Below are 26,793 nucleotides of genomic sequence, written 5' to 3' on the forward strand. Positions count from 1 at the left end.
CACATCGATGAAGAAATTAGGTATTTCTGTTTTTCCACAACATGTTCCATTAGAGGAATCTATTTCTTATATTGAAATGGCGGCGAAATATGGTTTTTCAAGAATATTTACGTGCTTGATTTCTGCCAATGATCAGGAAGAATTTACAAAACTAAAAATCATTTGTAAAAGAGCAAAAGAGCTAGGATATGAAATAATTGCTGATGTAGACCCAACCGTTTTTGCATCATTAAACATCACATATCAAGAGTTAGGCTACTTTAAAAAAATTGGCCTAAGTGGTTTACGACTTGATCTAGGTTTTTCCGGAGCAGAAGAAGCCGCGATGAGTTTTGATGAGCATGACTTGAAAATCGAACTGAATATTAGCAACGGCACTAAATATGTTGAAAATATTTTATCTTATCAAGCGAATGTGCAAAATATCATTGGATGTCATAATTTTTATCCGCGCAAATATACAGGACTATCACGCGAACATCTTTTACGTACAAGCAGGCAATTTAAAAAGAAAAATCTACGAACAGCTGCATTTGTTTCTTCTAATTATGGTAAATATGGTCCGTGGTTTGTTGTTGATGGAGGCCTACCGACGCTTGAAGAGCATCGCGGCAAAGATATTGCTATTCAAGCAAAAGATCTCTTTAATACAGGGCTCATTGATGATATTCTGGTTGGGAATATGTTTGCAAGCGAAGAGGAATTGAAAGCGTTAAGTCAACTAAACCGGAATGAACTAGAGCTGTGTGTTGAATTCCTCTCTGATACAACAGCAATTGAGAAAGAAGTTGTTTTAACGCAAAAACATTTTAATCGTGGCGATGTTTCAGAATATATGTTACGGTCAACCATGACACGTGTGAATTATAAAGATCATCACTTTACCGCTCATGATACAAAGCAAATTGAATGCGGTGATGTCACCATTGATAATAATGGTTATGAGCGGTACAAAGGCGAGCTACAAGTTGCGCTTAAAGCGATGGAGAACTCTGGGAACACAAATATTGTCGCACGTGTGATTCCTAAAGAGCGCTACCTTTTAGAGATGGTTAAGCCATGGCAACATTTTCGCTTCGTTGAAAAAGAATGAGTAACCTACATAGATTAAGATTGGTGGATGGTTTCTTTTGTTAAAGAATCTTTCCACTAAACTTGGTCTATTTTATATTGTTGAAGTGGAAACAAAAATTAGCTATAATTAAGAAGAATAGAAACGAGATAGGAGGATATCGATGGAAAAAGAAGAGCAAGTCACGTTAGCGTTTAGAGGCTTAGTGGATAAATTAGTCTGGCTTAATAAATTTAAAATGGAAGATCAACTAAGAGGATATAAGCCTTCTGAAGTTCACTGTGTAGAAGCGATTATGAAAAATAGTGACCCTAACGTGACAAGGCTTGCAGAATCTCTTTATATGACAAAAGGCGCCATCAGCAAATTAACAAAAAAGTTAATCGAAAAAAAGCTAATCGAAAGCTACCAAAAACCAGCTAATAAAAAAGAAGTTTATTTCAAATTAACAGACAAAGGAAAAAGTGTTTATCAAATTCATGAGGATTTGCATAAAGAATTTCAAGAGCGCGATAAAGAAATGTTTGCGCAAATTACCGATGAACAGCTGGATAAGATACTGAAATTTGTAGATCAATACAACAACCATTTGGATGCTGAAATTAAAAAACAAGGTTTAGAGATTGGCTGATTTAAGTGGGGATGTGCGATGGATTAGAAATAAATACTTATCATATAATAAATATAAAAAGAGAGCCTTGCGAGAACATGACTCTCTGAACCATAGTAATATCGTTAAAAAGGCGGCGCCCATAAATCAGATGGGAATTTTCCTTAGCTTAATCAATACAACAACAATTGACATAAAAGCCGTTCCTTTCCATAGAGTGAGTACTTATATTCATAAGCATTTCTCTTGTATGGCTATTTGATATTAGCGCCAAAACCAATCATTTCTCACGCGATTGTTTTTGATGCTTCACATTATCAGAGAAGAAAAAGACAAATATTGTTTTCCTTGAAGTAATTGTCACTCCTTATTTTGATCTTTTTTTGCGAAATCGATAATAATCTCCCAGAATTATTGCAACAAAAAAAATAAGCAAATAAATTTTGTTGGATGAATTCAACAATGGATTTATCGACATGAACGTTGACAAAATAATTAGCACTAAAAACAGCATTCCAAAAACAATAAATGCATCATCAATACTTTTTTTCATGAACAACTTCCTCCCAACGGTTATTGTAGACCTGCATTTAAAACTGCTATGTCATATATGTCATAATAGTAATTCTAATCAAATCATATCATATACCGTTTTTAATTGGTTTTTTTCTAATTTTGACATAATAACATCATTCTATTTAAGATGATAAGCTATTTTTGAATTCAAGTCTGTTTTTTCTCGCTTTATCTTTAACTTTGTAAGCATCGAATGGCTATTTTGTTGTGAAATCATTCAGCTAATTTTATCGTTCAATTCAACTTGGAAGAATCCACTTTGACTTATGATTTAAGTTGAAGAATTAAGTGGAAATATTATTCTAAGAAAGAATAAAAAGCTTACTTGCCCAGATAGCATGGTGGAATCGATTTATAAAAAGGCAATAAATTAAGGCGTATTTATTTTCATGAACGTAGACAAAAAACACTACTACCTCGAAGATCTATCGTCACTTCTTAAAGGAAACTGATAAACGAGTTTAATCAACTTCTCTGTTTCCATTCGGTAGTAGTGCGCTCTTAAAATCAACGTCCTGAGAGGGAATCGAACCCACGGCCTACAGCTTAGGAGGCTGTCGCTCTATCCTACTGAGCTATCAGGACATAAAGCTATTTTACCATAAACAGTAAGAAAGAAGCAACGCGATAAGAAGTGGCGGGTCCATACTTTTTCTAAACACAAACAAACACACTAAGCCCCCCTAAATCGCATGGCTAGGCCTTAGTGTGCTTGTTTTATCCGCTTATTTTGAAAGCGTTTTATTCAATTTATTAATGTGTTCTAATGATTTCCCTGTACCAATAGCTACAGCTTCCATTGGATTTTTTGCCATATGTACCGGAACATCAATACGTTCAGTTAGCCACTCCTTAAAACCGTGGATAAGTGAAGTACCTCCACATAAAACAATTCCGCGATCAACAATATCACCGCTTAGCTCGGCGGGACATTCTTCAAGTGTTGAGCGAATCGCTTCTAAAATCCGGTTGAGTGGTTCTGTGATAGCGGTTTGAATTTCAGCGGAAGAAACGGTTATGGTGTTAGGTAAACCTGTCAATAGATCTCTACCGCGGAACTCAGCTGTTTTTTCGGTGAGGTGTTTAGTAGGAGCATGGCCTAGTTCGATTTTAATCTGTTCAGCAGTGGCTTCACCGATTAAAACATTATAATTTTTCCGGATATATTGTATGATTTCCTCATCTAAATGATTCCCATCAACCCGAATGGCCGTACTTGTAACAACGCCTCCGTAAGAAATAATGGCAATTTCAGTTGTTCCACCGCCGATATCAACAATCACATTCGCGATTGGCTCGTCAACAGGAAGGCCAGCCCCAATTGCGGCAGCTACAGGCTCTTCAATTAAAGTGACAGAGCGTGCACCAATTGTAGAGACAGCATCTTGAATCGCTCTATTTTCGACAGAAGTGGCACCCGTTGACGAACAAACAACGACATTTGGCTTTTTCATACGGCGACCAGATTTTTTTTTGATCTGTCGCATGATTTCTCTTAACAAGCCACTCGTTAAATCAAAATCAGCAATCACACTATCACGCATTGGACGGAGAGCTACAATAGAAGCTGGTGTTTTTCCAATCATTTCTTTTGCTTCATGCCCAATGGCTAAAATTTCTTTTGTCTTTGTATCTAAAGCAACAACGGTAGGCTCATTTAAAACGATGCCGTTACCACTTTCGTAAACACGTATATTATCTGTTCCTAAGTCGATTCCGATAGTTGTTGATTTGAACATTTTTACACCTAACTCTCTCTAGTAAGATTTTTATAGATCGTGGTGCGCTGTAATAGTACAGTATACTATTTTTCCCATATATTGAAGGAATGAAACAAATTTTGTTAAGAGAAGCGTGAATCTTTTTCAAATTGGCGATACATGTAGTCATAAATAAACCCGCTTATAAAAGCCAAAACCGCGATGATCGTGAATGTTATAAAATAATTTGTAAAAGCAGCAAGTGTAATCGCAAGTGGAGCAACGACTTTGCCCAATGTATAACGCAAGCCGGCTGCTGAAAAATACATGGCTCGTTTATTTTCTGGTGCCAGTTTAGAGACAAAATTTTGTTGGATACCGACTGTCATTAATTCGGCAATACTGAAAAGAATGATCGCAAAAATGGTGCCCCAAGCACTTGTAAACATCCCGAATAAGAAAATCGAAATGGCATAAAGAAATGAAGAATTAGTAAAAATGAATTTTTCGCGATACCGACTCATTAATTTTGTCATTAAGACTGTGAATGTGGCAACAAAAAAACCATTTATTGCAACAACAAGTCCAAATAATTGCTCCCCAGTAAGTGAGACTTCAAAAAGTTTCGAATCGCCAATCACTTCTTTAATATAAAGAGGGAAAAGCAGATCAAGCTGCATAAACGATTGAGAAATAATGATACCTGCTAAAACAAACAGGAAAAAAATTTTATCTTTAAAAATCAACTGATAACTTCTTAGTTGCTCGGCTAAAACTTGTAAAAGGCTCTTTTTAGATTGAGTTGCTTTAAGTTCAGGTGAAATTACAAGTGGCGCTGTTTCGTGACCAAATTTTTGTAGCAAAAAAAGCAGCAATAAATCAGCACAACTAATAATGACGAGTGTCTGCACGGTGAAAGCATGGAAAACAAAGGAGCCAATGATCGGTCCAATAACGACAGCAACATTAATCATCATGTAAAAAATGGAATAAACATAGCTTCTGTGTTCTGGTTTAACCACATCAGCAATCATCGCTTGGCTTGCTGGCTGGTAAAATGCCATAAATATACTAGCTACTGAAAAGCCGAAAAAGCTAAGAAAAGGAGACTGAAGCCATGATGTAGCTCCTAATGCAAAAATTAAAAACCCTATTCCTTCGCCAATAATAGAAATGCTCATCATCCTTTTTCGACCGTAATTATCTGCAAAATATCCACCGAATAGTGCAGTAATCACTGACAGAACCTGCGAAATAATTAATAATCCACTTGTCAAAGAACGTCCAATTGCTTCAGAAAAATACAGTGTTAAAAAAGGAAAAACGGTCCAAAAAGAAATATCCAGCAATGCTTCACCAAAAAGGCGGACTTTTAAATTAATATCCCAATCTTTGAATTTCATGAAATCCCTTCTTTCTGTTAAAAACTAAAACCTCCAAAAAAAGAGTATTTTGGAGGTTCAGCGCGCTATTCGCTTATCAGTAGTTATCATAAGAAAGAACTTAAAAGGCCCAATCACCATTACGGAACACAGGAATTTTTTCTCCTGAATGGGTGACCCCATCAATATCCATTTGGTCAGAACCGATCATAAAGTCAACATGAGTTAAACTGGTGTTTACCCCTTTTTCATCTAGTTCAGAACGAGTCATGTTTTCGCCGCCTTTTACATTAAAAGCATAGGCGCTACCGATTGCTAGGTGATTGGAGGCATTCTCATCAAATAATGTGCTGAAAAATAAAATATGACTTTGTGAAATAGGAGAAGGATCAGGCACTAAAGCAACTTCACCAAGGTAATGAGAACCTTCATCTGTTGCGATTAGTTCTTCTAAAATAGCTTGTCCGACATCAGCTTCCACTTTGATAATACGCCCGTTTTCAAATGTTAACTTGAATTGATCAATGATGTTTCCAGCATAGCTAAGGGGCTTAGTACTGGATACATAACCATTGACATTATTGCGTTCAGCACAACAAAAAACTTCTTCTGTTGGCATATTCGCCATAAATTCATGTCCTTTTTTATTATAACTGCCTGCTCCTACCCAAATATGGTCTTCAGGTAAACCGATATAAAGGTCTGTACCGGGGGCTTTATAATGAAGCGTTTTAAATTGTTTTTCATTTAAGCTTTTCGCCTTAGCATTAAGTGTTTTATCGTGTTCTTTCCAAGCTGTGATAGGGTCGTTTGTGTTAATTCGTGTTGTTTCAAAAATAGCTTCCCATAAAGCTCGGACACGCTCTTCAGGTTTCAAATTAGGGAATACTTTATCAGCCCAACCAGGAGAAGAAGCGGCGACAACCGTCCAGCTCATTGTATTTGACATGGCTAACTCGCGATATTCAGTTAGTGCTTCTCCCATAGCTTTTTGGCTAGCTGCAATTTTTTTATTATCGACATCTTTAAACAAATCAGGATCATCAGAAACGATCGAAATAAAGCAAGCGCCTTCTTTAGCAAGTTCGGTTTTTTCAGCGACTTGATGTTTTGGGGCTTCCTCAAATACACTCAATGGTGCGTGTTTATAGCGTTCCAAAGAAACTGTTTCATCACGCCAATCAATGATAACGTCCTTTGCACCGGCTTTAAAAGCATATTTTGTAATAAGTCGTGTTAATGGAGCCGCATCTAAGCTAGATAGCACAAAAACTTTTTGCTCCTTTTGAACATTTACGCCTACTTTTACAATTAATTCAGCATATTTTTCTAATTTTTTATCAAACGTTGTCATTTTACCACACCCATCTCTCGTCAATATGAAAATTGTATCTTAAAACCTAATGGAAAGCAATTTTTACTTTCTTCTATTAAAATAACTAAAACCAAACATGATTAGTGCTCCAATTAAGGTAGAGCCTAAAATAATGAGTACTAGAGGTGAGCTCACTTTAGCAAATAGGAAGTTCACGGTAACCATGCTAGAATTAATGGCTGCAAAAATAACAATAAGTACCACTAAAACAGCACTAATGATCATTTTTATTGGTACTTTTGGTTTTTGTTCACTACTCGTTTTTTTCATTTAAAATTCCCCCTTAGAAATTGATTCTTACAAATTATTGTAACATAAAAAAGCACTTGTAGCGTTGGATTAGCTACAAGTGCGATTGCTTAACTAAGCAGTGCTTCAGCAAATGTTTTAGCGAAGGCTTCTGCATTTGGAATATCATCGTCATCTAAATCAAGATCAATTTTAAGCCCAGCGACTGGAACGGTAGTGCCTTTTTCTTTCAAACGATTTTCGATAAAGTCGACGGTGGCACAGAATTCGTCGTAAAATGTGTCTCCGGAACCAAAAGCAGCACAAACTTTGCCATTAAAATCAACGTCAGCCATATCTTCGTAAAAGTCAACGAACTCATCAGGAAGTGCTCCATCATCATATGTATAGCCACCAATTAAAGCACCATCATACGCTAACAAGTCTTCAGGGCTAACATTTGTGCATTCTTCAATTTCTACTTCGATATCAAATTTTTCGAGCTCGTCGCCTAAAAAATTTGCAATTTCTTCTGTATTGCCAGTCATACTAGCATAAACGATCATCACTTTTGCCATTTTTTTATCACCATTTTCTGAAAAATTTTTACTTTGAGCTAGACGCTCTGAAGTTTTATCAATATCTTTATTATAAATATCTTCCTAAATTCTGCAACCTTTTTTCACTTGAAAAAACATTAAACTGGCTTTTTTACTAGAAAAATAGCAATTTGAAAGGTATAATGATAATCAGTGGATTTTTGGAAAGGATGAACAAAAATAATGATTACTCTTAAATCACGCCGCGAAATTGATGAGATGAAAAAAGCTGGCGATATTTTAGTAGCAACACATAAAGAAATTAGCAAGTTGATTAAACCTGGTATTACAAGCTGGGACCTTGAAGTGTTTACGGATGAATTTTTACGAAAAAATGGTGCAACGCCTGAGCAAAAGGGTTTTGAAGGCTATAAATATGCTATTTGTGCAAGCATCAATGACGAGATTTGCCATGGCTTTCCGCGGAAGCAAGTTTTAAATGAAGGTGATTTAATTACTGTGGATATGGTTGTAAACTATCATGGTGCGCTCGCTGACTCTGCTTGGACATATGCTGTTGGAGAAGTGACAAGCGAGATCAAACATTTAATGGAAGTGACACGAAAATCACTTTATTTAGGAATTGAACAAGCTCAAGTTGGCAAGCGAATTGGCGATATTGGTCATGCCATTCAAAGCTATGTTGAAGGTGAAAAGCTATCTGTTGTACGCGATTTTATTGGTCATGGAATCGGTCCAACACTACATGAAAAGCCAGAAGTCCCTCATTATGGGCAAAGTGGTAAGGGGCCAAGGTTGAAAGAGGGCATGGTCATTACCATTGAGCCAATGGTAAATATTGGTGACTGGCATGCAAAAATGGATGATAATGGATGGACTGCTCGGACTGTCGATGGCTCAATCTCAGCTCAATATGAACATACGATTGCGATTACTAAAAATGGTCCAGAAATTTTAACTTATCAAGGTGAAAATGAATAATAAAAATGGCGGGCATTTGGCGGATTTGCCACTAAGTGACCTGCTCTTTTTTTAGGAGTTGATAGCTATGGGGGAAAAATTAGCCGTTTTGCGAACAAGCAAGCCTTTTACTATAACAAGGTTAAAAGCAGAATTCATCAAGGCTGGATTAAAAAAGGGAGATACCATTATTTTTCATTCAGCAATGGGCCAAGCAAAGTGGATTTGCGGGGGTGCGATTGCTGTTATTGCTGCTTTGGAAGAAGTGATCACACCCTGTGGAAATATTGTTATGGCTGCACAAACAGGGGGATTAAGCGATCCAAGTTCTTGGGAAAATCCACCGGTGCCAAAAAGCTGGTGGGAAGAAATTCGCTTAGAAATGCCAGTTTTTGATAAAGAACGAACCCCTTGCCATCATATGGGGGTTATTGCAGAAACATTTCGCTCTTTACCTGATGTTATGCGTAGTAATCATCCTTATTTATCCGTTACTGCTTGGGGAAAAGATGCGGAATACATCACAGAAAACCATCCACTTGACCATGGCCTCGGTGAAAAATCGCCTATTGGTAAATTGTATCAAATGAAAGATAGCAAGGTGGTTCTTTTTGGTGTTGATAATGATGCCAATACATCTTTACACTTAGCAGAAGAACGAGCAAGCACGATCCCTAATCGAAAAAATCAAGCTTATTTTATTGAAAACGGTAAGCGCGTATTAAAACAATTTGAAGAAGCGCATTACGATAGCGAACGCTTTATTGCCATTGGAAAAGCCTATGAACAACAAAAAGGCAACTGCACAACAAATTTGGCAGGTGCCGGAGCCAAAATTTATCCATTAAAGGATTTAGTTGATTTTGGCACGCATTATTTGAATCAGCCATCATTTACGGATATTTCGTAATTCCTCTGCATACATTTGCATTTCACGAGGGCTAAAAGTTGATTTTCGAGAAATGAGTTGGTAAATTTCAAGTAAGGCTTGATAGTCGATTTCAGTGATTTGTAAGTGTTCGAACACACCACTATTTACCATCTTAAGCTTTGTCGTAATTTCTTTAAGTAAAAAATTAGCATTTTCCTGAGTAGGTTGTTCAATGTTCATTTGCTTTTCTCCTTTTTAAGCTGATAACACGAATTTTATCACAAATTACCTACTTCTGCTACCGCAAAAATAGCATTTCATTTTAAAAACTGAATAAAAAAGAAGGGAGAAAAACCAGTATGTTGAAAAAATTAACCAATAATCGATTTTATCGTTTTATTTCCGTTTTAATTAATCAAATTGGTAAAAATGACGTATCTGGCAATGCAGCTCAGCTAGCGTATTATATGCTATTTTCTATTTTTCCAATGTTATTAATTGCTGCGACATTGCTTGCGTACGTTAGTATTGATCGTGACTCTGTTTTTAATCTGATTCAAGAATTTGCACCCAAACAGATTCTTTCTTTTTTAGAAAACAATTTGGATTCGTTGCTATCAAAACGAAATGGGGGATTGCTTTCTATCGGAATTATTGCTACACTTTGGTCCGCTTCAAATGGGATGAATGCTGTGATGAGAGCTTTAAATAGCGCTTATGGTGTGACGGATCGGAGAAATTATTTTTTAAAACGTTTGCTTTCCATTGCGTTTACTGTTGCAATGATTGCAACGATCGGTGCGACATTACTGCTACTTGTTTTTGGACAGCAGATTGGTTCCTTTGTGTTCAACCATTTGCACGGTTCAAAAGAGCTGTTAGATTTTTGGAATAATGTGCGTTGGATCATTACATTAGTTGTTATCTTTGTTGTTTTTACATTTTTATATTGGGTAGCACCGGCAAGAAAGAGCCATTTAATCAGCATTTTTCCTGGAGCCATTTTTTCAACGATTGGCTGGTCACTTGTTTCGTTAGGCTTTTCTTTTTATGTTAATCATTTTAGTAACTATTCAGCAACTTATGGTAGTATTGGCGTCATTATCATTTTAATGTTGTGGTTTTATTTAACAGGGATTATCTTGATGATTGGTGGCGAATTAAATGCCACGTTGGCACTTTTGAAAGTGAAAAAGCAAGCGGGGGATATCAATTAGGGAAGAGACAGGGACAGATGTGTGTTTCGAACATGTGGCCCAGTCTCTATTTTTTATGAATAGTTCTAAGTTTTTCATGTACTAATTGCAGAACAAATTCACGATCGCTTTTTTTGTTAATATCAATTTTATCAATATCAATGACAAGCGTTTCACTTTTGTTATAGGAATTAAACCAATCATCATAGTGCGAATGCAGACGTTTATAATAACGGTATAGCCCAGGGTTAAGCTCAATTTGCTCATAAGACCGACCGCGAAGTTTAATACGATGTAAAACCGTTTCTAAATCACCTCGTAAATAAATTAATAAATCAGGTGCTTTTTTAGGCATAAAATCAAGCTCTTCCATCATATTTTCCAATAAGTCGAGGTAAATATCCATTTCTGGCTTGGAAATATTACCTTCTTCATAGTTAATCTGCGTAAATAATGCATCTTCATAAATACTGCGATCTAGCACATTATTGGAATGAGCTAATGCTTGTTTAATACTATTAAACCGTGTGTTTAAAAAATAAATCTGCAAAGCAAAAGCCCATCTTTTTGGTGCCTGATAAAACAACTCTAAAATTTGATTTTCTTGGATTTTTTCATAAAAAGCAGTAGAATTTAAATTTTTGGCAATCATTTCTGTATAGCTGCTTTTACCAGAACCAATCATTCCTGCAAGGACAATCACGTTATTATCAACTCCTCTTATCAATGAAATCGGCACCTTTCTTATATATTAGCTACCCTATACCCTTTTTTAAAAAATTGATAACTGCCTGTCTATTTGTTAGTATAAGAAGGAATTGAAATGGAGGAGAAAGAATTTTGAATGAAGCAAAAGTAAAGCTTGGTCAAGAATTGCCAGTAACGATTAAGCGAATTGGAATTAATGGTGAGGGGATTGGCTATTTTAAAAAGACGATTGTATTTGTAAAAGGGGCATTGACAGGCGAAGAGGTAGTCGTTGAAGTCATCAAGGTAGCCTCCAATTATATTGTTGCTAAGTTAAAAAAAATCAAGCGTAAAGCAGTAGATAGAATGGTACCTCCTTGCCCGGTTTATGAGGCGTGTGGGGGTTGTCAGTTGCAGCATTTAACTTATGAAGCACAGTTAGTGTTTAAGAAAGATCTTGTGAAGCAAGCGCTTGAAAGATATACTTCATTTGATTTAAGTAAAATGAAAATAAGAGATACGATTGGAATGGACGAACCATTTCGTTATCGCAATAAAAGTCAATTTCAAGTACGAAAAGATCATTTTAATCAAATAAATACCGGACTTTTCGGCGCTGAAAGTCATGATTTAGTGCCAATTGAAGATTGCCTAGTTCAAGACGAGCGGACAATGAAGCTAAATAATACCGTGCGTGACTTGCTTAAAAAGTTTAAGGTTTCTATTTATAATGAGCGAAAAGGAACAGGTATTGTTCGAACAATCGTTACAAGAGTTGGTGTTAAAACGAACGAAATGCAGCTTGTCTTGGTAACAAATGGAAGAGATTTTCCAAACATCAGTGAATTGATTAAAGAAGTTTGTTCTTTCCATCCAGAACTAGTTTCGATTGTGCAAAATATTAATACTAGCAAAACTTCACTCATTTTTGGTGAAGAAACAAGACTACTATACGGAAAATCACATTTAACAGAAAAGCTAAATCAGCTTGTTTTTGACTTGTCTGCGCGTGCTTTCTTTCAGCTTAATCCTGTACAAACTGAAAAGCTTTATCAAGAAGTTCGTCATGCTTTCTCTTTTTCTGGGAACGAAAAATTAGTCGATGCTTATTGTGGAGTTGGGACGATTGGCCTTGCGCTTTCGAATGAAGTAGCGGAGGTTCGCGGAATGGATGTTATTCCAGAAGCTATTTCTGATGCAAAAGAAAATGCGCGTAAAAATGGCGTTGATCATGTTCATTATGAAGTGGGACAAGCCGAAGAACTTTTTCCAAAGTGGATAAAAGAGGGATACGAACCGGATGCAGTTGTTGTAGATCCTCCTCGAACGGGCCTTGATGATGAACTTTTGCGAACGCTTCTTCGTGTGCGTCCAAAACAACTGGTTTATGTATCGTGTAACCCGGCTACTTTGGCAAAAGACTTAGCTGTGCTTGCTAAACGCTTTCGAATCCGTTACATTCAGCCAGTTGATATGTTTCCAATGACCAGTCATGTAGAATGTGTCGTGAGAATGCAGAGACGGAATTATTAAATGCATTTTGATTGGCAAAAGGCATCTTCCTAAAGGGCTAACGCCAATTGAGATGCTTTTTTAAAATCGATTCATCAAAATCAAGTAATCAATCAACAGCAAGAACGACAGGGGTTAAAACGATATATGAGAACCTACGATAGCAAAAATGCTAAAGTTTTTCGATCATAATTGAAAAACTTTGGCATTTTATTCTTTTTTAAAATAGAAATTCTATTTCAAGCTACTTTTTTCCTTACAAACAAACTAATCAAAATACCCACGACTAAATTTATAATTAAAGGGATAAACCCAACATTAATATCGCTTAAATAATGTGGCAAATAGGGAAAAATCACGCTTGTCGTCAAATTATAATTACTAATCATCAGTGCAACAAAAATTCCTGACAGCATCCCGGCTATTGCCCCTTCCTTAGTGAGAAAGTTTTTCTTACTCAAACTAAAGAAAAGCGCTGGACAAAGCTGAACAATTAAGCTGTATCCAACTTGCAAAATCGCAGCAAGTGCACTTGATCCATGAAAAACGAGCAAACAAGAAATGATTCCAATAACCGGAATGAATAATTTAGATAGACGTGTTACATTCTGGTCAGATGTATTGCTTTTTATCCCATAAATGATATTTTTTGAAAGGAGAGTACTTGCTGTCATTAAAAGCATCGATCCCGGGACGAGTGCCGTTAGCATTCCAGCGGCACCGATGATCCCAACAAACCAAGGATCAAAAGACTGGATTGCAAGTTGTAAGAGTGCTAAATCGCTTTTTCCTTCAGCTAAATTAGGAACTTTGATCACAGCCGTAAATCCAATAAAAATGACAAATAACAGCATCAATGTATAAATCGGGCTAATAATGGCATTTTTACGGAAAGTACGTGCGCTTTTTGCTGTGAATGTAGAAGCAAAAACTTGCGGCCACATATAAAAGCCAAGAACATAAAACAAAACGGTCGAAATAAACCAAGTCACCGTGTAACCTGTTTTAGGAAAAGTAAGCAATTCTGGTTTTAAGTATTCAACTTGCTTAAAAAGCTCATTATAACTTCCAAAATAATGAATGGGTAAATAAACGCCCATAAAAACAATCACTATTAAAATCATAAAATCTTTCAAAACAGAAACCCAAGCAACCCCGCGGATTCCGGAAACAATCGAATAAATAATAATGGCGAGCACACCGATGATGACAGAAGCTTGATCAGGGATTTTCCCGTAAGAAGTAAGCGAAACAATGATAGCAAGCCCTTTTAATTGGATCACAATGATAGGAATGATGGCAATCACACCAGTAAGCGCAACTAAAACACCAAGAGCTTTACTTTGATATTTAGCTTCGAAAAAATCAGATTGGGAGACAAGTTTATGTTCATTTGCATATTGCCAAATAAGTGGTAATAAAAAATATGAAGTTACATAACTTAAAGCAATATACACCATCACGTAAACGGCTGAAACCCCATTTGAATAAGTCCAACCACTACCACCTAAGAAAGAAAATGTTGTGTAAACTTCACCAGCAGTTAATAAAAAAACAAAGACAGTATTAAAATTACGACCACCAACTGCCCAGTTTTCTAACGTCATTTGCTGTTTTTTACGAGCGCGAATACCAGTTATTACGGTTAGAATAAAAAAGAATGTAAGAATAATAAGTGCGATCATAAATCATCCTCCTCCTTGTTTTTGGGATCAAGATGATAGAGGATCCAGATCACTAAAAAAGAAAACAGAATGCCAAAACTTACCCAAAACAGCCCAAATGGAATCCCAAGAAGAAATGGATGAATACGATTAGCAAATGGAATCCCAAGAAGAATAAATAAAAAGGGTAGAATAAGCAGTAATTTCCACATAAAAAATCCCCCGTTTCAAAGAAAAACTGCTTTTATCTTACAATAAAAGCAGCAAGTTGTCGATTTGTTTGTTATCTTGGTCAAATCGTTTTTAAAGCTGGATGGCGTTATGTAACAAATGGGTGGCTCTTTTACTGAACAAAATCAGAGTTTAGATTTAAGAATCCTTTCAAAAATGTAAGTTAAAACCCCATATATGTACTTTCATTTCGCTTACTGATCTGCTAAACTAGAAATAACTATAGAAACGTATATTGGAAGGCGAGGGAACAGCATTTTGAAACTGAAAAAGCTAAAATATTTAGCCATTTGTCTTCCGGTTTTATACCTCGGTTATGGATTAATGCTTGCTCTGCAATTTAGCAGTAAATCTGAGCTGATAAATTCATTTTCAAATGGACTTTTTTTATTTGTGATTACATTTTTATTGATTAAATTTGCCAAATTAAAAAACGGGTTAGATTTTATTTGGTTCTCTGTCTTTATTTTGTATATTTTCATTTTACATCATTTAGTGACGTATCTCGCTGTTGGAAATTTTGTAAATAGCACGTATACAGGAGCTTTTCATCTGCAAAAAGCGCTGATTAACTTAACGCCATTTACAACAATTGAACGTACATTTCACCAAACATTACCAACCATGCCAACCATTGTTCAAATTATTGGAAATGCAGTGATGCTTGCGCCATTAGCGTTTTTCTTATTGTATTTTAAAATAATAAAAAGCGCTTGGCGTGCCTTTATTGTTGTGTTTTTTGTTTCTTGTGTCATTGAACTTATTCAGTTTGGTCAAACAACATTAATTACTGGCTTTAGTGGAATGGCCCTGCCACAAGAGCGTTCGACAGATATTGATGATGTTATTTTAAATACACTTAGTGGTGGTTTAGGGGTTATATTTTTTTATTTATTTCCATCGTTTAGAAAACGAATCAAGAAGTGATCAATAGATAGGCTTTGGGGAAAGCTATATTTGTGTACAAAGGAGCAGAAGAGATGAAAGAAAAGTTACTACAAGCTTATAGTTGGTTCCAAAAAAATGGCAAACTCGTAAAAATTAGTTTTGTTTCCCTTGTTGCGATTTTTGTTGTATATCAATTTATTAAAATTGCAACGGATATTGATTATAAAAAATTACAAGAAAATATGACAAATCAAAGCCCGGAATCGATCCTACTTATGATCGTAGTTGGGTTTATTGCTGTAACGCCTATGTTGATCTATGATTTTGTAATTGTAAGGCTTTTACCAGGAAAGTTTTCAAAACTGCACGTGGTTTCATCTGGATGGATTACAAATACATTTACGAATATTGGTGGTTTTGGCGGTGTTCTTGGGGCCTCATTTCGCGCTAGTTTTTATGGAAAAGGGGCTTCAAACAAGGAAATTTTGCTTGCAATCTCGAAAATTGCTTTATTTTTAATTTCTGGGTTATCGATTTATTGCTTAATCGCATTAGCGACTTTGCCGATTCCTGGTTTTGCTGGTCATTTTAAAGTTTACTGGCCGTGGCTACTTGGTGGAGGGCTTTATTTTCCAATTTTATTTTTTGTTACAAAATGGAAAAGTAAGGCGCTATTTGAAGATCTCCCTTTAAAACGTGAAGCGACATTGGTTGGGACTTCACTTCTTGAATGGGGTTTTGCTTTTGGCTGTTTTGTGATTATTGGGATGCTATTAAATGAGCCAGTTGATCCATTAAAAATATTTCCACTCTTTGTAGCTGCTTCGATTGCCGGGATTGCAACACTTGTCCCAGGGGGCGTCGGTGCTTTTGATTTATTTATGATTAATGGGCTTAGTTATTTAGGGGTATCTAGTGAATTAGCCATTGCGTGGCTATTGTTTTATCGCATTTTTTACTATATTCTTCCTTTCTTAGCAGGTCTTCTTTTCTTTGTTCAAAAAGCAGGAAAGCGATTCAATGATTATTTAGAAGGATTGCCGCTTTTATTTTTACAAAAACTAGCCCATCAATTTTTGGTGTTATTTGTTTATTTTAGTGGCTTGATGTTGATTTTAACCTCTGTGCTTCCGTTTGTTATTTATCATGTTCCATTTTTATATAAATTAATGCCTTTTACCTTTTTATTTATTTCGCAAGTGACAAATGTTGCGTTTGGTTTCTTATTGCTTGGTCTTGGGCGGGGAATTGAGAGCAAGACGAAAAAAGCTTATGTTACGACAGTTATTGTTTTAGGATGTGCCATTTTTAATACATTAACTCGTGTGTTTTCAATCAAGCAAGCTATCTTTTTAGGGATTGTGTTATTATGTGTTGTTTTAGCACGAAAAGAATTTTATCGTGAAAAATTGGTTTATACATGGAGTAAAATTATTATTGATGCACTTATTTTTCTAGTTTGTACAGTAGGTTACGTTATTATTGGAATTTATAATTCGCCTAGTATCCCGCATAAAAAAAGAATTCCTGAATATTTAGCGATTGTGTCTGAGCATATTTGGATTACTGGTTTTATTGGGATTATTATTGCTGTTATTTGTTTAGTGGCTATTTATCTTTACCTTTCCTCATCGAATAAAAAACTTGGCTCACCATTCGATGAAGTTCGTGTCAGGGAGCATCTTGCCAAATGGGGTGGCAATGAAGTGAGCCATACCATCTTTTTACGCGATAAATTATTATTTTGGGGGCAAGATGGCAATGTTTTATTTGCCTTTCGTCTAATTGCCGATAAAATGGTGATTATGGGTGAGCCGATAGGAGATTTATCAAGACAAGAAGAAGCTATCTATGAAGTTTTAGAAACGGCTGATAAGTTTGGTTATCGTCCTGTTTTTTATGAGGTTAAAGGTGGGATGTTGCCTTATTTACATGAACTTGGTTTTGACTTTATCAAGCTTGGAGAAGAAGGTTATGTGGATATAACAAACTTTACACTCTCAGGCAAAAAGAAAAAGGGCGAACGAGCCTTAATGAATCGCTTAGAACGAGAAGAATATTCTTTTGAAATTGTTAAACCGCCTTTTAGCGTAGAAGAGTGGAAACGACTTCACCAAATCTCAGATGAGTGGCTTGACGGAAGAACAGAGAAGGGTTTTTCACTAGGTTTTTTCGATCGTTACTATTTAGAACAAGCAGAAATGGCTATTGTTAAAGACAGCAATGGAAAAATTGTTGCTTTTGCTTCGATTATGCCAGCATATAATGAGAAAGAAACATCGATTGATTTGATGAGATATGGTCAAGACGCTCCTTCTGGGATCATGGACTTCTTATTCATTAAATTATTTGAGCAAGCTAAAGAACAAGGCTATCAAGAATTTAATATCGGGATGGCCCCACTAGCAAATGTTGGCGAATCTAAGTATGCTTTCTTAGGCGAACGTCTTGCTGGACTTGTATACCGCTATAGCCAAGGATTTTATGGTTTTCAAGGCTTAAGAAAATACAAAGATAAATATACCACTAAATGGGTACAAAAATTTGTTGCTTATCGTAAACGGAGTTCGATTGCTTTTACAATGATCCAATTGATGCTTTTAGTTGGTAAGAAACGCCCTTTACCTAAACAACAATTGCTATTTGAAATACCGCTTTCTGAAAAAGAAAAGGTAGAGTAATTAAACTAAATTGGGACATAAATGGAATAAAACGAGCGCTCTTCGCCGATTTATTCCATTTATGTCCCTCATTTTAAGTCTTCAAGTGCTTTATCCAATGTATCAAATTGGAAGTCAAAGTGGTTACTAATCAATTTAGCAGGATAAACGCGTTGCCCTTTTGTAATTAAAACCGCTTTTTCACCAAGGGCTATTTTAATCAATTGCTTTGGAATAATCACTTTATAAGGACGATGTAATTTTTTCCCAAGCTGTTCAGCAAATTTCTTTTGTTGAACTGGATGCGGAGCCGTAAAGTTAATTCCTCCTGAAAGTTCTTTATGATGAATGACAAATTCAGTGGCTCGGACGATATCTGCAATGTGGATCCAAGAATACCATTGATTTCCACTACCAAATCGTCCACCAAGGAAGCTTTGAAAAGTTTTTTCAAATAACGGAAAGGCACCTCCAGTTGTTCCAAGAATTAAACCAAATCTTGCATAAACAACACGTATATCATATTTTTCGAGTTCTTGCGCCGTTTTTTCCCATTCAATCGCTGTGCGTCCAAGGAAGTGATAATCTTTATTACTCATTTCTGTATCTAAGTAAACAGCGCTTTTTGAAGCAGGATAAATACCGATAGCGCTTGCGTTTATAAATAATTCAGGTTTTTTATCTAAACGGCGAATCATAGAAATAAGTGCCGAAGTAGCTTCGATGCGGCTACTGACGATAAGTTGTTTACGCGCCCGTCCCCATCTTCCCTCCATCAACCCAGCACCAGCTAAGTTGATTACAACATCAATCGCTAAATGACGTAAATCAGCGAGAGGGACGTCTTCTGTTAACCATTCAAGATAATGAACATTTGCGTAATCTTTTTTAGGGCTTCTTGTTAAAATATAAATTTCGTCTGCCCATTTTTCAAATTCATGAACCATCTCACTGCCAATAAAACCAGTTCCACCCGCTAAAAGAATATTCATTGATTATTCACCTCAATTCTTTTAGCTTATTCCCTTTTAACTAGCATTAAAAACGTTTTTTGCGATATGATATAAATAGGGAGGGAATGAAGTTGAAAATTACAGCAATTACACGTGGGCAAAAAAACAAGGAGCGCTACAACATTTTCATTGATGGTTGTTATTCGTTTAGCGTTGATGAAGAAGTTTTGGCTCGATTTGTACTTCTTAAAGATAAGGAACTTACTGAAGCGGAGATTGAGCAAATTAGCGCCGCAGATAAAACAAGAAAAGCCTTAAACAAAGCCATCTATTTCTTATCGAATCGGATTCGATCTGAAAAGGAAATTCGTCAATATTTGCGGAAACAATCTTTTACAGATGATATGATTCAATCAGTTCTAGTCAAATTAACAGAAATGGCTTATATCGACGACAAAGAATTTACGATAGCCTATGTTAGAACACAAATGCGCACGACATTAAAAGGGCCAAGAATGGTGGAACGTGAATTAATCGAGAAAGGGATTACCCGCGAACTCATCAATCAAGGGTTAGCGCTTTATTCAGTCGATAAGCAATATGAAAATGCTGAGAAACAGGCATTAAAAGTGATGAGACGTAACAAAAATAAAGCTAAAAAAATGCTGCAAATGAAAGTAACAACTGATTTAATACAAAAAGGTTTTCCAACGGACTTAGCTAAGGCGGTTGTTGAAAAATTAAATGAGAATGTAAGCCATGACGATGAAGAAGAAATTTTAGCCCAACAAATCGAAAAATTGCTCCGTAAAAATCAGCGCTATGAACCCAAAAAACAAAAACAGAAAATAATCACATCGCTTATGCAAAAAGGCTTTTCTTATGATACAATCGAGTCTTATTTAAGCAAAAATGAAATAACATTCAAGCAAGAATAAATAGGTAGCTAGAAGATGAGACCTTTCATCTTAAAATAATAAATAAAGTGAGGTTTTACATATGAAGGTAAGAGGATTTGAAATCGTGAAAGAATCAGCACGAAAGTTTCAAAATCATGAAGTAATTTTGCCGGTTCGCAGTGATAAAGGGTCAGCTGGCTATGATTTTTTTGCGAATGAGGAAGAGGTTATCGCACCACTTGGACAGCATGTTTTTTGGACAGATGTGAAAAGTTATATGCAGGAAGATGAAATGCTTAGTATTTTTGTACGTTCATCAATTGGAATTAAGCGTGGCTTGATGCTTTCAAACAGTACAGGGATCATTGATTCTTCTTATTACGAGAACCCTAGTAATGACGGAAATATTGGCATTGCTTTGAAAAATACAACAGAACAACCCGTTATGATCAAAAAAGGCGAACGCATTGCACAAGGGATTTTTACAAAATATCTTGTTGCTGATCAAGATGATGTTCAAAGTGAAGGAAGGCTTGGCGGGGTTGGAAGTTCAGGCTTGTAAAAAAATAAAGCACTGGGAGCATAAATGAAATACACGGTTTTATACCCCAGTTCTTTATTTTTACATGTTTGCTGAAACTAACTTTTTCTGTAACTTTTCATTTGAGAAAATCCAACCAGTATAAGAGGATAAAACATGAAGATCGTCATCTAGTCTAACCACTGCGACGAAAGGATAATGCCCGTTACTACGATAACGCAGATCGGTGAACGTGACGTAAGTGGCGTCATATTTTTCTTCAATGCGCCAATTATATACTTTGGAAAATGATACGAAAGCAGCAAGGTTTTTATCGCATTTTGCAGCGCGAATAATTTCATTGTTAGGGACAGGGATACGGTCAAAACGCTCATAAATCGAAATCGTGCGTTTAAAAGCGCGTCCCACGTAATAATGATCTTTTGTTGTAACTGCGACGCGCCACTGAAAGAAGCGGATCGTTGAGGCAATGATAATTTCTTCAGCATCAGGAATTAAGTTTTGCACAGCATGGTGAATAACTCGCTGGGTAATGAAACGCAGTAAATAATAGAATATTAGTATTCCATATAGCGTAAAGAACGTTGGTCCAGCAGGCGCACCCAGAAGCCAGATGAGAATGGCAACAACATGCGTACCAAAAATAAACCAATCAAATGTATTAATAAAACCAAAGGCGACCCACGTATCTCGGAAAGGCCGGATAGCTTGGGTCCCGTAAGCATTAAAGATGTCAACAAAAATATGGAGTCCAACAGCAATAAAGCTCCAGAGCAGTAAGTGTAAAAATGTAGCTTGCATGAACAATGGATATAAAACAAGTGAAATGAGTAATGGCCAAATCACGAGCATAGGAAGAGAATGAGTCAATCCACGATGATTACGAATATAGTCAGCGTTATTTTTAAGCTTTAAGACAGTATCAATATCTGGAATTTGTGAACCGATAATCGTTGCCGTCATGATTCCCATTGCGGCATGGGAGCTATGAGCAGTGATAGGGTCAATAGTAGCAAGGGCTCCGAGTGCAATTCCCATGACGACGTGTGTGCCAGTATCCAAAAGGTCTTCCTCCTCTTTCAAGATCATTTTAAGCAAAAAATTGCTCAAGTCGATCAATTTTCAGTACAATAGAAAAAGAGTAATGCTTATCTATCTTTATTTCCCTCTATTTTATTATACTACACATTATAAACAGTTACACATTAAAAAATTATGAGAATTATGGTGATGCAATGGAAGAAAATCAAGTAATGAACTGGGATCATTCAAAAATTAGTGATTTCCAGATGGCGCTTGTTTTTTGGTATGAAGCGAATAAACGGCTCTTACCATGGCGCGAAAATACAGAAGCATATCGTGTTTGGGTTTCAGAAGTGATGCTTCAGCAAACGCGCGTTGATACAGTTATCCCTTATTATGAGCGTTTTATGGCTTCTTTTCCGACAATGAAAGACTTTGCTTATGCAGATGAAGCTGCGATTTTGAAAGCTTGGGAAGGTTTAGGTTACTATTCCCGTGTGCGTAATTTACAGATAGCGATGCGACAAGTGATTGAAGAATATCATGGTACGCTTCCAAATACGCTCCAAGAAGTTTTAAAATTAAAGGGTGTCGGTCCATATACTGCTGGTGCACTATTAAGTATTTGTTATGAACTTCCTGAACCAGCCGTTGATGGGAATGTGATGCGTGTTATTTCACGTGTTTTTGAAATTGATGATGACATTATGAAGGTAAAAACACGCAAAAAGTTTGAAACAATGATTTACCAGCTCATTGATTCAGAAAATCCTGGGGCGTTTAATCAAGGCCTGATGGAAATTGGCGCACTGGTTTGCACTCCCAAAAAACCGATGTGTTTGCTTTGCCCAGTACAAGCATTTTGTGCTGCTCATCGGGAAGGGAAAGAAATAAATTATCCTGTAAAAATAAAAAAAGTGAAGAGCAAAAGGCTTCATCTTGCTGCTGTTATCCTTAATCAAGCTGAACAAGTTGTCGTTGAAAAAAGAGCGAGCGGTGGTTTACTCGCTAATTTATGGCAATTTCCAACTGTATCGTGGCAAAGTGATGAAAACCGAGAAGTTTTGAAATTACGATTTTTGCAAGGATATGGCTTGGAACTTACGCTAAGCGATCCAATTACTTCTGTTAAACATATTTTTTCACATTTAGTTTGGGAAGTTGAAGTTTTTCAAGCAGAGTTAGTAGCTGGTGAGCCGCTTGAACCAGCAAGATGGATGAGTCAAGCGGAGATGGCCAGTCATGCTTTTCCCGTTCCTTATCAAAAAATGTGGCAAGCTTATTTGAACAAAAAGGAGGAATAAAGAATGGCGAAAGTAGCAATGATTACAGGTGGTAGTAGAGGATTGGGAAAGGAAATCGCTATTCGTTTGGCAAAAGAAGGCTATGATATTGCGCTTAGTTTTGTACGGAACCGAAAAAAAGCAGAAGAAGTCCAAGCAGAAATAAAAGGAATCGGTAGAAACTGCGAGATTTTTAAAGCAAACGTAGGAGACTATCAAAAATTGCATGAACTATTCAGCGCTTTTGATACTAAATTTGAACGGCTAGATGTTTTTGTAAATAATGCTGCAAGTGGTGTTTTAAAGCCACTTATGGAGCTTCAAGAAGCACACTGGGATTGGACGATGGATGTAAATGCTAAAGCTTATTTATTTGCCTCACAAGAAGCTGCTAAGCGAATGGAAAAATCTGGCGGCGGTAAAATTGTGGCATTAAGCTCGATTGGTGCGATTCGTTATTTGGATAACTATACAACAGTGGGTGTTTCAAAAGCAGCTGTTGAAAACTTAACACGTTATTTAGCTGTAGAACTTGCACCAATGGGAATTAATGTCAATGCAGTTTCAGGAGGATTAATTGAAACAGATGCGTTAAATCATTTCCCAAATAAAGAGGAACTTTTACAAGACGCTTTAAGTAAAACACCAGCAGGACAAATGGTAAAAAGTAGTGATTTAGCTGATGCAGTTTTATTTTTAGTGAGCGATTCTGCTAAGATGATTTGCGGTCAAACAATTGTTGTAGATGGAGGTCGTACGCTTTTGGTTTAGGAATTAGGTTTATTATTTTTCCCTCATTCTTTTCTTGTGCTATAATATAAAAGTATAATTTTTTTTAGTACATGAAGAAAGTAGGGTAAAGGATGTACCTGCCTAAAGAAAAGGAATCAATACAAATCAAGAGTTATAAGCATAACGGTAAACTTCATCGTACTTGGAAAAAAACAGTCATATTAAAAGCAACAGAAAATATCGTTATTGGCGGAAATGATCATACACTCGTTATTGAATCGGATGGAAGAAAGTGGGTGACGCGGGAGCCTGCAATCTGTTATTTTCATAGTGAGTATTGGTTTAATGTCATATCTATGATTCGCGACGATGGTTTGTATCATTATTGTAATCTTGGGACGCCTTTTGCAGTAGATGAAGAAGCTTTAAAATACATCGATTATGACCTTGATGTTAAAGTTTTCCCAGATGGGCGCTTTCACTTACTTGATGAAGGAGAATACGAACAACATAGACGTCAAATGAAGTATCCAGATGCAATTGATCGAATCTTACGTCGTCAAGTCGATATATTAAGTCATTGGATCTTGGATAAAAAAGGCCCCTTTTCCAAAGATTATATTGATATTTGGTACGAGAAGTATAAAGAATACCGTTAAAATTAAAACCAATAGCCGCAGTGGCTATTGGTTTTAATTTACATCGGTGACGCTAATATCAATTTGGTTTTCATCTTTATGGCGAATTTTAAAACTATGAATCAATTTTTCAAGATAATCAACAGTTTCTTGATAAGCGAATGTAGAAGCAATGATACGCATTAAATGATATTCATCAATTCCTTCATCATCAAGTTGTTTCATTTCGTGTAAAAACAAGTCCATCAGTTCTTTTGGATCTTGAGCAATATGATCTTCCACATAATCAACATTAATGGCCACTTTATCAATATAAGCAAGCAGAAGTTGCTCGTGTTTATCGGTTAAGTAATCCACTTGTTGTCTAATAATTTCTTGCTTTTCAAGAGGGAGTTGTAGATAATCATTTTCATAGCGATGTAAGATTTTTAATAGTTCATAAGCTTTTTGCGAGCAAAGAATCATTTGCCTATAAACTGCAATTTTTCTACCTTTTGAAACAGCATTGCGCTTTAAGAAGGTACGTTCCTCTTGGTAAAGCTGATATAAGTTTCTCGTCTGATTGATCTCTCTTTGCATCCACTCCATATCCTTTTTAAGTAAAGGAAAATCTGCTGCGTGACGCAAATTTAATTTGATCCATTTCATAATTTCTGTATTTGTACTATAAATTAATTGGAATAAAGTGACTTCATATTTTGGCGGAATAAAAATTAAATTAACAATGAAAGCAGCTAAAAGTCCAAGAATAATTGTGCCAAAACGAATGAGTGCAATTTCTAAAAAGTTAGTACCAGGGGATTCCATAATAATAACTAAAGTAACAACTGCTAGCGCTATTGTATTTTCTAATTTAAGATGAATTAAAAGTGCCACGCAAATAATGGCTGCAACACCAACCAAAACGAATCCATGACCAATATAAAGTCCAAATATAATCGCAATAATTGCTCCAATAACATTTCCTTGTGCTCGTTCTAAAATGGTTAAATAAGAACGATAAATAGATGGCTGTATTGCAAAGACGGCAGAAATACCCGCAAGAGACGGGGAAGGAGAATGACAAAGTTGAGCAATAAAAAGCGCGAGACTGATTGCAATCCCTGTTTTTAAAATTCTTGCTCCGAATTTCATAATAGGGTAGTTCCTTTCTATAATTAACGATCGATTCGTTCACATTTTCATTATAACCTTTATTTTAGGTTTTTAACATGATTATTCTGTCATTTTTTTGAAAACACGATTTGTAGCAGCGATAGTTTCATCAATATCGCTTTGCGTGTGAGCCGTTGTAATAAACCAGGCTTCAAATTTAGATGCTGCTAAGTTAATTCCTTCTTCACGCATTAATTTAAAGAAAGTAGCAAATTGTTTCCCGTCTGTTTGATCCGCGTCTTGATAATTTTTTACTTCTTTATCTGTGAAGAAAATGGTAAGAGCGCCTACAATTTGGTTAATTGTGATGGAGATACCGTATTTTTTAGCAGCAGCTAAGATCCCTTCTTTAAGTTGTTTGCCGTAGTTTTCGAAACGCTCATAAAGTCCTTTTTCTTGCAGGATTTCTAGGCAAGCGATACCGGCCTGAACAGAAGCAGGATTACCCGCATGTGTACCAGCTTGATATGCTGGGCCAAGAGGTGCGACTTTCTCCATAATATCAACACGTCCTCCGTAAGCACCAATGGGTAAACCACCACCAATAATTTTTCCAAGTGCAGTTAAATCAGGGGTTACACCAAGGTAGTTCTGTGCCCCGCCGTACATGAAACGAAAGGCTGTAATCACTTCATCATAAATAACAAGGGCTCCTGCCTGGTGGGTTAACTTATTCACTTTTTCAAGAAAATTAGGTAAAGGTGCGACAATGCCAAAATTGCCTACGATAGGCTCTACTAAAACTGCTGCAACCTGGTCGCCCCAGACAGTAAGCGCCTCTTGAAATGCAGCCAAATCATTAAAAGGTACGGTAATGACTTCTTCTGCAGTACTTTTAGTGACCCCGGCGGAATCGGGTGTACCAAGGGTTGATGGACCTGAACCAGCTTCAACCAATACAAGGTCAAAATGCCCATGATAAGAACCGCCAAATTTAATAATTTTGTCGCGTCCAGTATATGCACGTGCTACGCGGACAGTTGTCATGACAGCTTCTGTACCTGAATTTGTAAAACGGACTTTTTCAAGCGAAGGAATAGCTCCTTTTAACATTTTAGCAAAAGTAATCTCATGTGTCGTTGGCGTCCCGTAAAGCAGACCATTTTCAGCTGCACGTGTAATAGCTTTTGTAATGTGAGGATGAGCGTGCCCTGTAATAATCGGTCCAAATGCTGCAAGATAATCAATATACTTATTACCATCGACATCATAGAAGTAAGCTCCACTAGCGCGTTCCATTGTAATTGGCGTACCACCACCAACACCTTTATAAGAACGACTAGGGCTATTAACTCCTCCGACAATATGTAAAAAAGCTTCTTCATAGAATTGCTCAGATTTTGAATGATCCATATTTAACTTACATCTCCTTCGTTAAATCAACCTATTTTCATTTT

The 26,793-nt window shown here is 36.4% G+C and carries 26 protein-coding genes and 1 tRNA gene; 13 read left to right on the plus strand and 14 right to left on the minus strand.

Going from position 1 to position 26,793, the window contains the following annotated elements; all coding sequences use genetic code 11:
• Nucleotides 1–7 precede the first annotated feature (7 nt).
• On the plus strand, nt 8–1,093 hold the full coding sequence (locus tag G6Q10_RS02650; protein ID WP_163652551.1) for a DUF871 domain-containing protein: 1,086 nt from the start codon (nt 8–10) through the stop codon (nt 1,091–1,093).
• A 142-nt stretch (nt 1,094–1,235) separates the two neighbouring features.
• Complete coding sequence (locus tag G6Q10_RS02655; RefSeq protein WP_163652553.1) at nt 1,236–1,703, plus strand: winged helix DNA-binding protein; 468 nt, start codon at nt 1,236–1,238, stop codon at nt 1,701–1,703.
• Nucleotides 1,704–2,769: 1,066 nt separating this feature from the next.
• On the opposite strand, the gene G6Q10_RS02660 is transcribed toward G6Q10_RS02655, so the two are convergent.
• The 6 genes from G6Q10_RS02660 to G6Q10_RS02685 form a co-directional block, all read right to left on the minus strand.
• Nucleotides 2,770–2,843, minus strand: a tRNA-Arg gene (locus tag G6Q10_RS02660).
• 140 nt (nt 2,844–2,983) lie between these two features.
• A complete protein-coding gene (gene mreBH, locus G6Q10_RS02665) occupies nt 2,984–3,997 on the minus strand; it encodes a rod-share determining protein MreBH (protein ID WP_163652555.1) in 1,014 nt (337 codons plus the stop codon).
• 104 nt (nt 3,998–4,101) lie between these two features.
• Nucleotides 4,102–5,361: an MDR family MFS transporter gene (locus tag G6Q10_RS02670; RefSeq protein ID WP_163652556.1), complete on the minus strand. Its 1,260-nt coding sequence runs from the start codon at nt 5,359–5,361 to the stop codon at nt 4,102–4,104.
• 100 nt (nt 5,362–5,461) lie between these two features.
• Complete coding sequence (locus G6Q10_RS02675; protein ID WP_163652557.1) at nt 5,462–6,694, minus strand: aminopeptidase; 1,233 nt, start codon at nt 6,692–6,694, stop codon at nt 5,462–5,464.
• Nucleotides 6,695–6,757: 63 nt separating this feature from the next.
• Entirely contained in the window at nt 6,758–6,985 is a 228-nt protein-coding gene (locus G6Q10_RS02680) for a LapA family protein (protein ID WP_163652558.1), read from the minus strand.
• Between the two features lie 89 nt (nt 6,986–7,074).
• Nucleotides 7,075–7,521 (minus strand): flavodoxin, encoded by a 447-nt coding sequence (locus G6Q10_RS02685; protein WP_163652559.1) that lies wholly within the window; start codon nt 7,519–7,521, stop codon nt 7,075–7,077.
• Nucleotides 7,522–7,725: 204 nt separating this feature from the next.
• On the opposite strand from G6Q10_RS02685, the gene map reads away from it, so the two are divergent.
• Together map and G6Q10_RS02695 are read left to right on the plus strand one after the other, a co-directional pair.
• Nucleotides 7,726–8,484 (plus strand): type I methionyl aminopeptidase, encoded by a 759-nt coding sequence (gene map / locus G6Q10_RS02690; RefSeq protein WP_163652560.1) that lies wholly within the window; start codon nt 7,726–7,728, stop codon nt 8,482–8,484.
• Nucleotides 8,485–8,551: 67 nt separating this feature from the next.
• Entirely contained in the window at nt 8,552–9,373 is an 822-nt protein-coding gene (locus G6Q10_RS02695) for an AAC(3) family N-acetyltransferase (RefSeq protein ID WP_163652561.1), read from the plus strand.
• Here G6Q10_RS02695 and G6Q10_RS02700 read toward each other — a convergent pair.
• Nucleotides 9,353–9,574 carry a DUF1128 family protein gene (locus G6Q10_RS02700; RefSeq protein WP_163652562.1) on the minus strand — a complete coding sequence of 74 codons (222 nt, stop codon included), beginning with the start codon at nt 9,572–9,574 and terminating at the stop codon, nt 9,353–9,355. The two genes, G6Q10_RS02695 and G6Q10_RS02700, sit on opposite strands and share 21 nt — an antisense overlap.
• 119 nt (nt 9,575–9,693) lie before the next feature.
• On the opposite strand from G6Q10_RS02700, the gene G6Q10_RS02705 reads away from it, so the two are divergent.
• Nucleotides 9,694–10,551, plus strand: a complete 858-nt coding sequence (locus G6Q10_RS02705) for a YihY/virulence factor BrkB family protein (protein ID WP_163652564.1) — start codon at nt 9,694–9,696, stop codon at nt 10,549–10,551.
• Nucleotides 10,552–10,597: 46 nt separating this feature from the next.
• Here the strand turns inward: G6Q10_RS02705 and G6Q10_RS02710 are convergent, their stop codons facing one another.
• Complete coding sequence (locus tag G6Q10_RS02710) at nt 10,598–11,254, minus strand: deoxynucleoside kinase (RefSeq protein WP_163655678.1); 657 nt, start codon at nt 11,252–11,254, stop codon at nt 10,598–10,600.
• Between the two features lie 116 nt (nt 11,255–11,370).
• Between G6Q10_RS02710 and rlmD the strand changes: the two genes are divergently transcribed.
• On the plus strand, nt 11,371–12,750 hold the full coding sequence (gene rlmD / locus G6Q10_RS02715; protein WP_163652566.1) for a 23S rRNA (uracil(1939)-C(5))-methyltransferase RlmD: 1,380 nt from the start codon (nt 11,371–11,373) through the stop codon (nt 12,748–12,750).
• 218 nt (nt 12,751–12,968) lie between these two features.
• Here the strand turns inward: rlmD and G6Q10_RS02720 are convergent, their stop codons facing one another.
• Together G6Q10_RS02720 and G6Q10_RS02725 are read right to left on the minus strand one after the other, a co-directional pair.
• Nucleotides 12,969–14,414: a sodium:solute symporter family protein gene (locus tag G6Q10_RS02720; RefSeq protein WP_163652568.1), complete on the minus strand. Its 1,446-nt coding sequence runs from the start codon at nt 14,412–14,414 to the stop codon at nt 12,969–12,971.
• Nucleotides 14,411–14,605, minus strand: coding sequence for a DUF3311 domain-containing protein (locus G6Q10_RS02725; protein ID WP_163652570.1), 195 nt, complete (start codon nt 14,603–14,605; stop codon nt 14,411–14,413). The genes G6Q10_RS02720 and G6Q10_RS02725 overlap by 4 nt, the downstream gene beginning before the upstream one ends.
• Before the next feature lie 277 nt (nt 14,606–14,882).
• On the opposite strand from G6Q10_RS02725, the gene G6Q10_RS02730 reads away from it, so the two are divergent.
• Both G6Q10_RS02730 and mprF read left to right on the plus strand, forming a co-directional pair.
• Nucleotides 14,883–15,551 (plus strand): VanZ family protein, encoded by a 669-nt coding sequence (locus G6Q10_RS02730; RefSeq protein ID WP_163652571.1) that lies wholly within the window; start codon nt 14,883–14,885, stop codon nt 15,549–15,551.
• 53 nt (nt 15,552–15,604) lie between these two features.
• Entirely contained in the window at nt 15,605–18,193 is a 2,589-nt protein-coding gene (gene mprF / locus G6Q10_RS02735; RefSeq protein ID WP_163652573.1) for a bifunctional lysylphosphatidylglycerol flippase/synthetase MprF, read from the plus strand.
• 68 nt (nt 18,194–18,261) lie between these two features.
• On the opposite strand, the gene G6Q10_RS02740 is transcribed toward mprF, so the two are convergent.
• Nucleotides 18,262–19,164 (minus strand): TIGR01777 family oxidoreductase, encoded by a 903-nt coding sequence (locus G6Q10_RS02740; protein ID WP_163652575.1) that lies wholly within the window; start codon nt 19,162–19,164, stop codon nt 18,262–18,264.
• A gap of 92 nt (nt 19,165–19,256) precedes the next feature.
• Between G6Q10_RS02740 and recX the strand changes: the two genes are divergently transcribed.
• Together recX and G6Q10_RS02750 are read left to right on the plus strand one after the other, a co-directional pair.
• The gene (gene recX / locus G6Q10_RS02745; RefSeq protein WP_163652576.1) at nt 19,257–20,063 is read left to right on the plus strand and encodes a recombination regulator RecX; all 807 of its coding nucleotides are present in this window, start codon (nt 19,257–19,259) and stop codon (nt 20,061–20,063) included.
• A gap of 61 nt (nt 20,064–20,124) precedes the next feature.
• Nucleotides 20,125–20,586 carry a dCTP deaminase/dUTPase family protein gene (locus tag G6Q10_RS02750; protein WP_163652578.1) on the plus strand — a complete coding sequence of 154 codons (462 nt, stop codon included), beginning with the start codon at nt 20,125–20,127 and terminating at the stop codon, nt 20,584–20,586.
• A gap of 60 nt (nt 20,587–20,646) precedes the next feature.
• On the opposite strand, the gene G6Q10_RS02755 is transcribed toward G6Q10_RS02750, so the two are convergent.
• Complete coding sequence (locus G6Q10_RS02755) at nt 20,647–21,627, minus strand: metal-dependent hydrolase (RefSeq protein WP_163652580.1); 981 nt, start codon at nt 21,625–21,627, stop codon at nt 20,647–20,649.
• 173 nt (nt 21,628–21,800) lie between these two features.
• On the opposite strand from G6Q10_RS02755, the gene mutY reads away from it, so the two are divergent.
• From mutY to G6Q10_RS02770, 3 genes are all read left to right on the plus strand, one after another.
• Nucleotides 21,801–22,892 (plus strand): A/G-specific adenine glycosylase, encoded by a 1,092-nt coding sequence (gene mutY, locus G6Q10_RS02760; RefSeq protein WP_163652581.1) that lies wholly within the window; start codon nt 21,801–21,803, stop codon nt 22,890–22,892.
• 3 nt (nt 22,893–22,895) lie between these two features.
• Complete coding sequence (gene fabL, locus G6Q10_RS02765; protein ID WP_163652582.1) at nt 22,896–23,642, plus strand: enoyl-[acyl-carrier-protein] reductase FabL; 747 nt, start codon at nt 22,896–22,898, stop codon at nt 23,640–23,642.
• 92 nt (nt 23,643–23,734) lie between these two features.
• Nucleotides 23,735–24,262 carry a nucleoside tri-diphosphate phosphatase gene (locus G6Q10_RS02770; RefSeq protein ID WP_163652583.1) on the plus strand — a complete coding sequence of 176 codons (528 nt, stop codon included), beginning with the start codon at nt 23,735–23,737 and terminating at the stop codon, nt 24,260–24,262.
• Nucleotides 24,263–24,295: 33 nt separating this feature from the next.
• Here the strand turns inward: G6Q10_RS02770 and G6Q10_RS02775 are convergent, their stop codons facing one another.
• Nucleotides 24,296–25,375 (minus strand): aromatic acid exporter family protein, encoded by a 1,080-nt coding sequence (locus tag G6Q10_RS02775; RefSeq protein ID WP_163652584.1) that lies wholly within the window; start codon nt 25,373–25,375, stop codon nt 24,296–24,298.
• 81 nt (nt 25,376–25,456) lie between these two features.
• Nucleotides 25,457–26,749, minus strand: a complete 1,293-nt coding sequence (locus G6Q10_RS02780) for a glutamate-1-semialdehyde 2,1-aminomutase (RefSeq protein WP_163652585.1) — start codon at nt 26,747–26,749, stop codon at nt 25,457–25,459.
• Nucleotides 26,750–26,793 lie beyond the last annotated feature (44 nt).

Source organism: Listeria sp. PSOL-1 (assembly GCF_902806445.1).
In the GTDB taxonomy this organism is placed as follows: domain Bacteria; phylum Bacillota; class Bacilli; order Lactobacillales; family Listeriaceae; genus Listeria.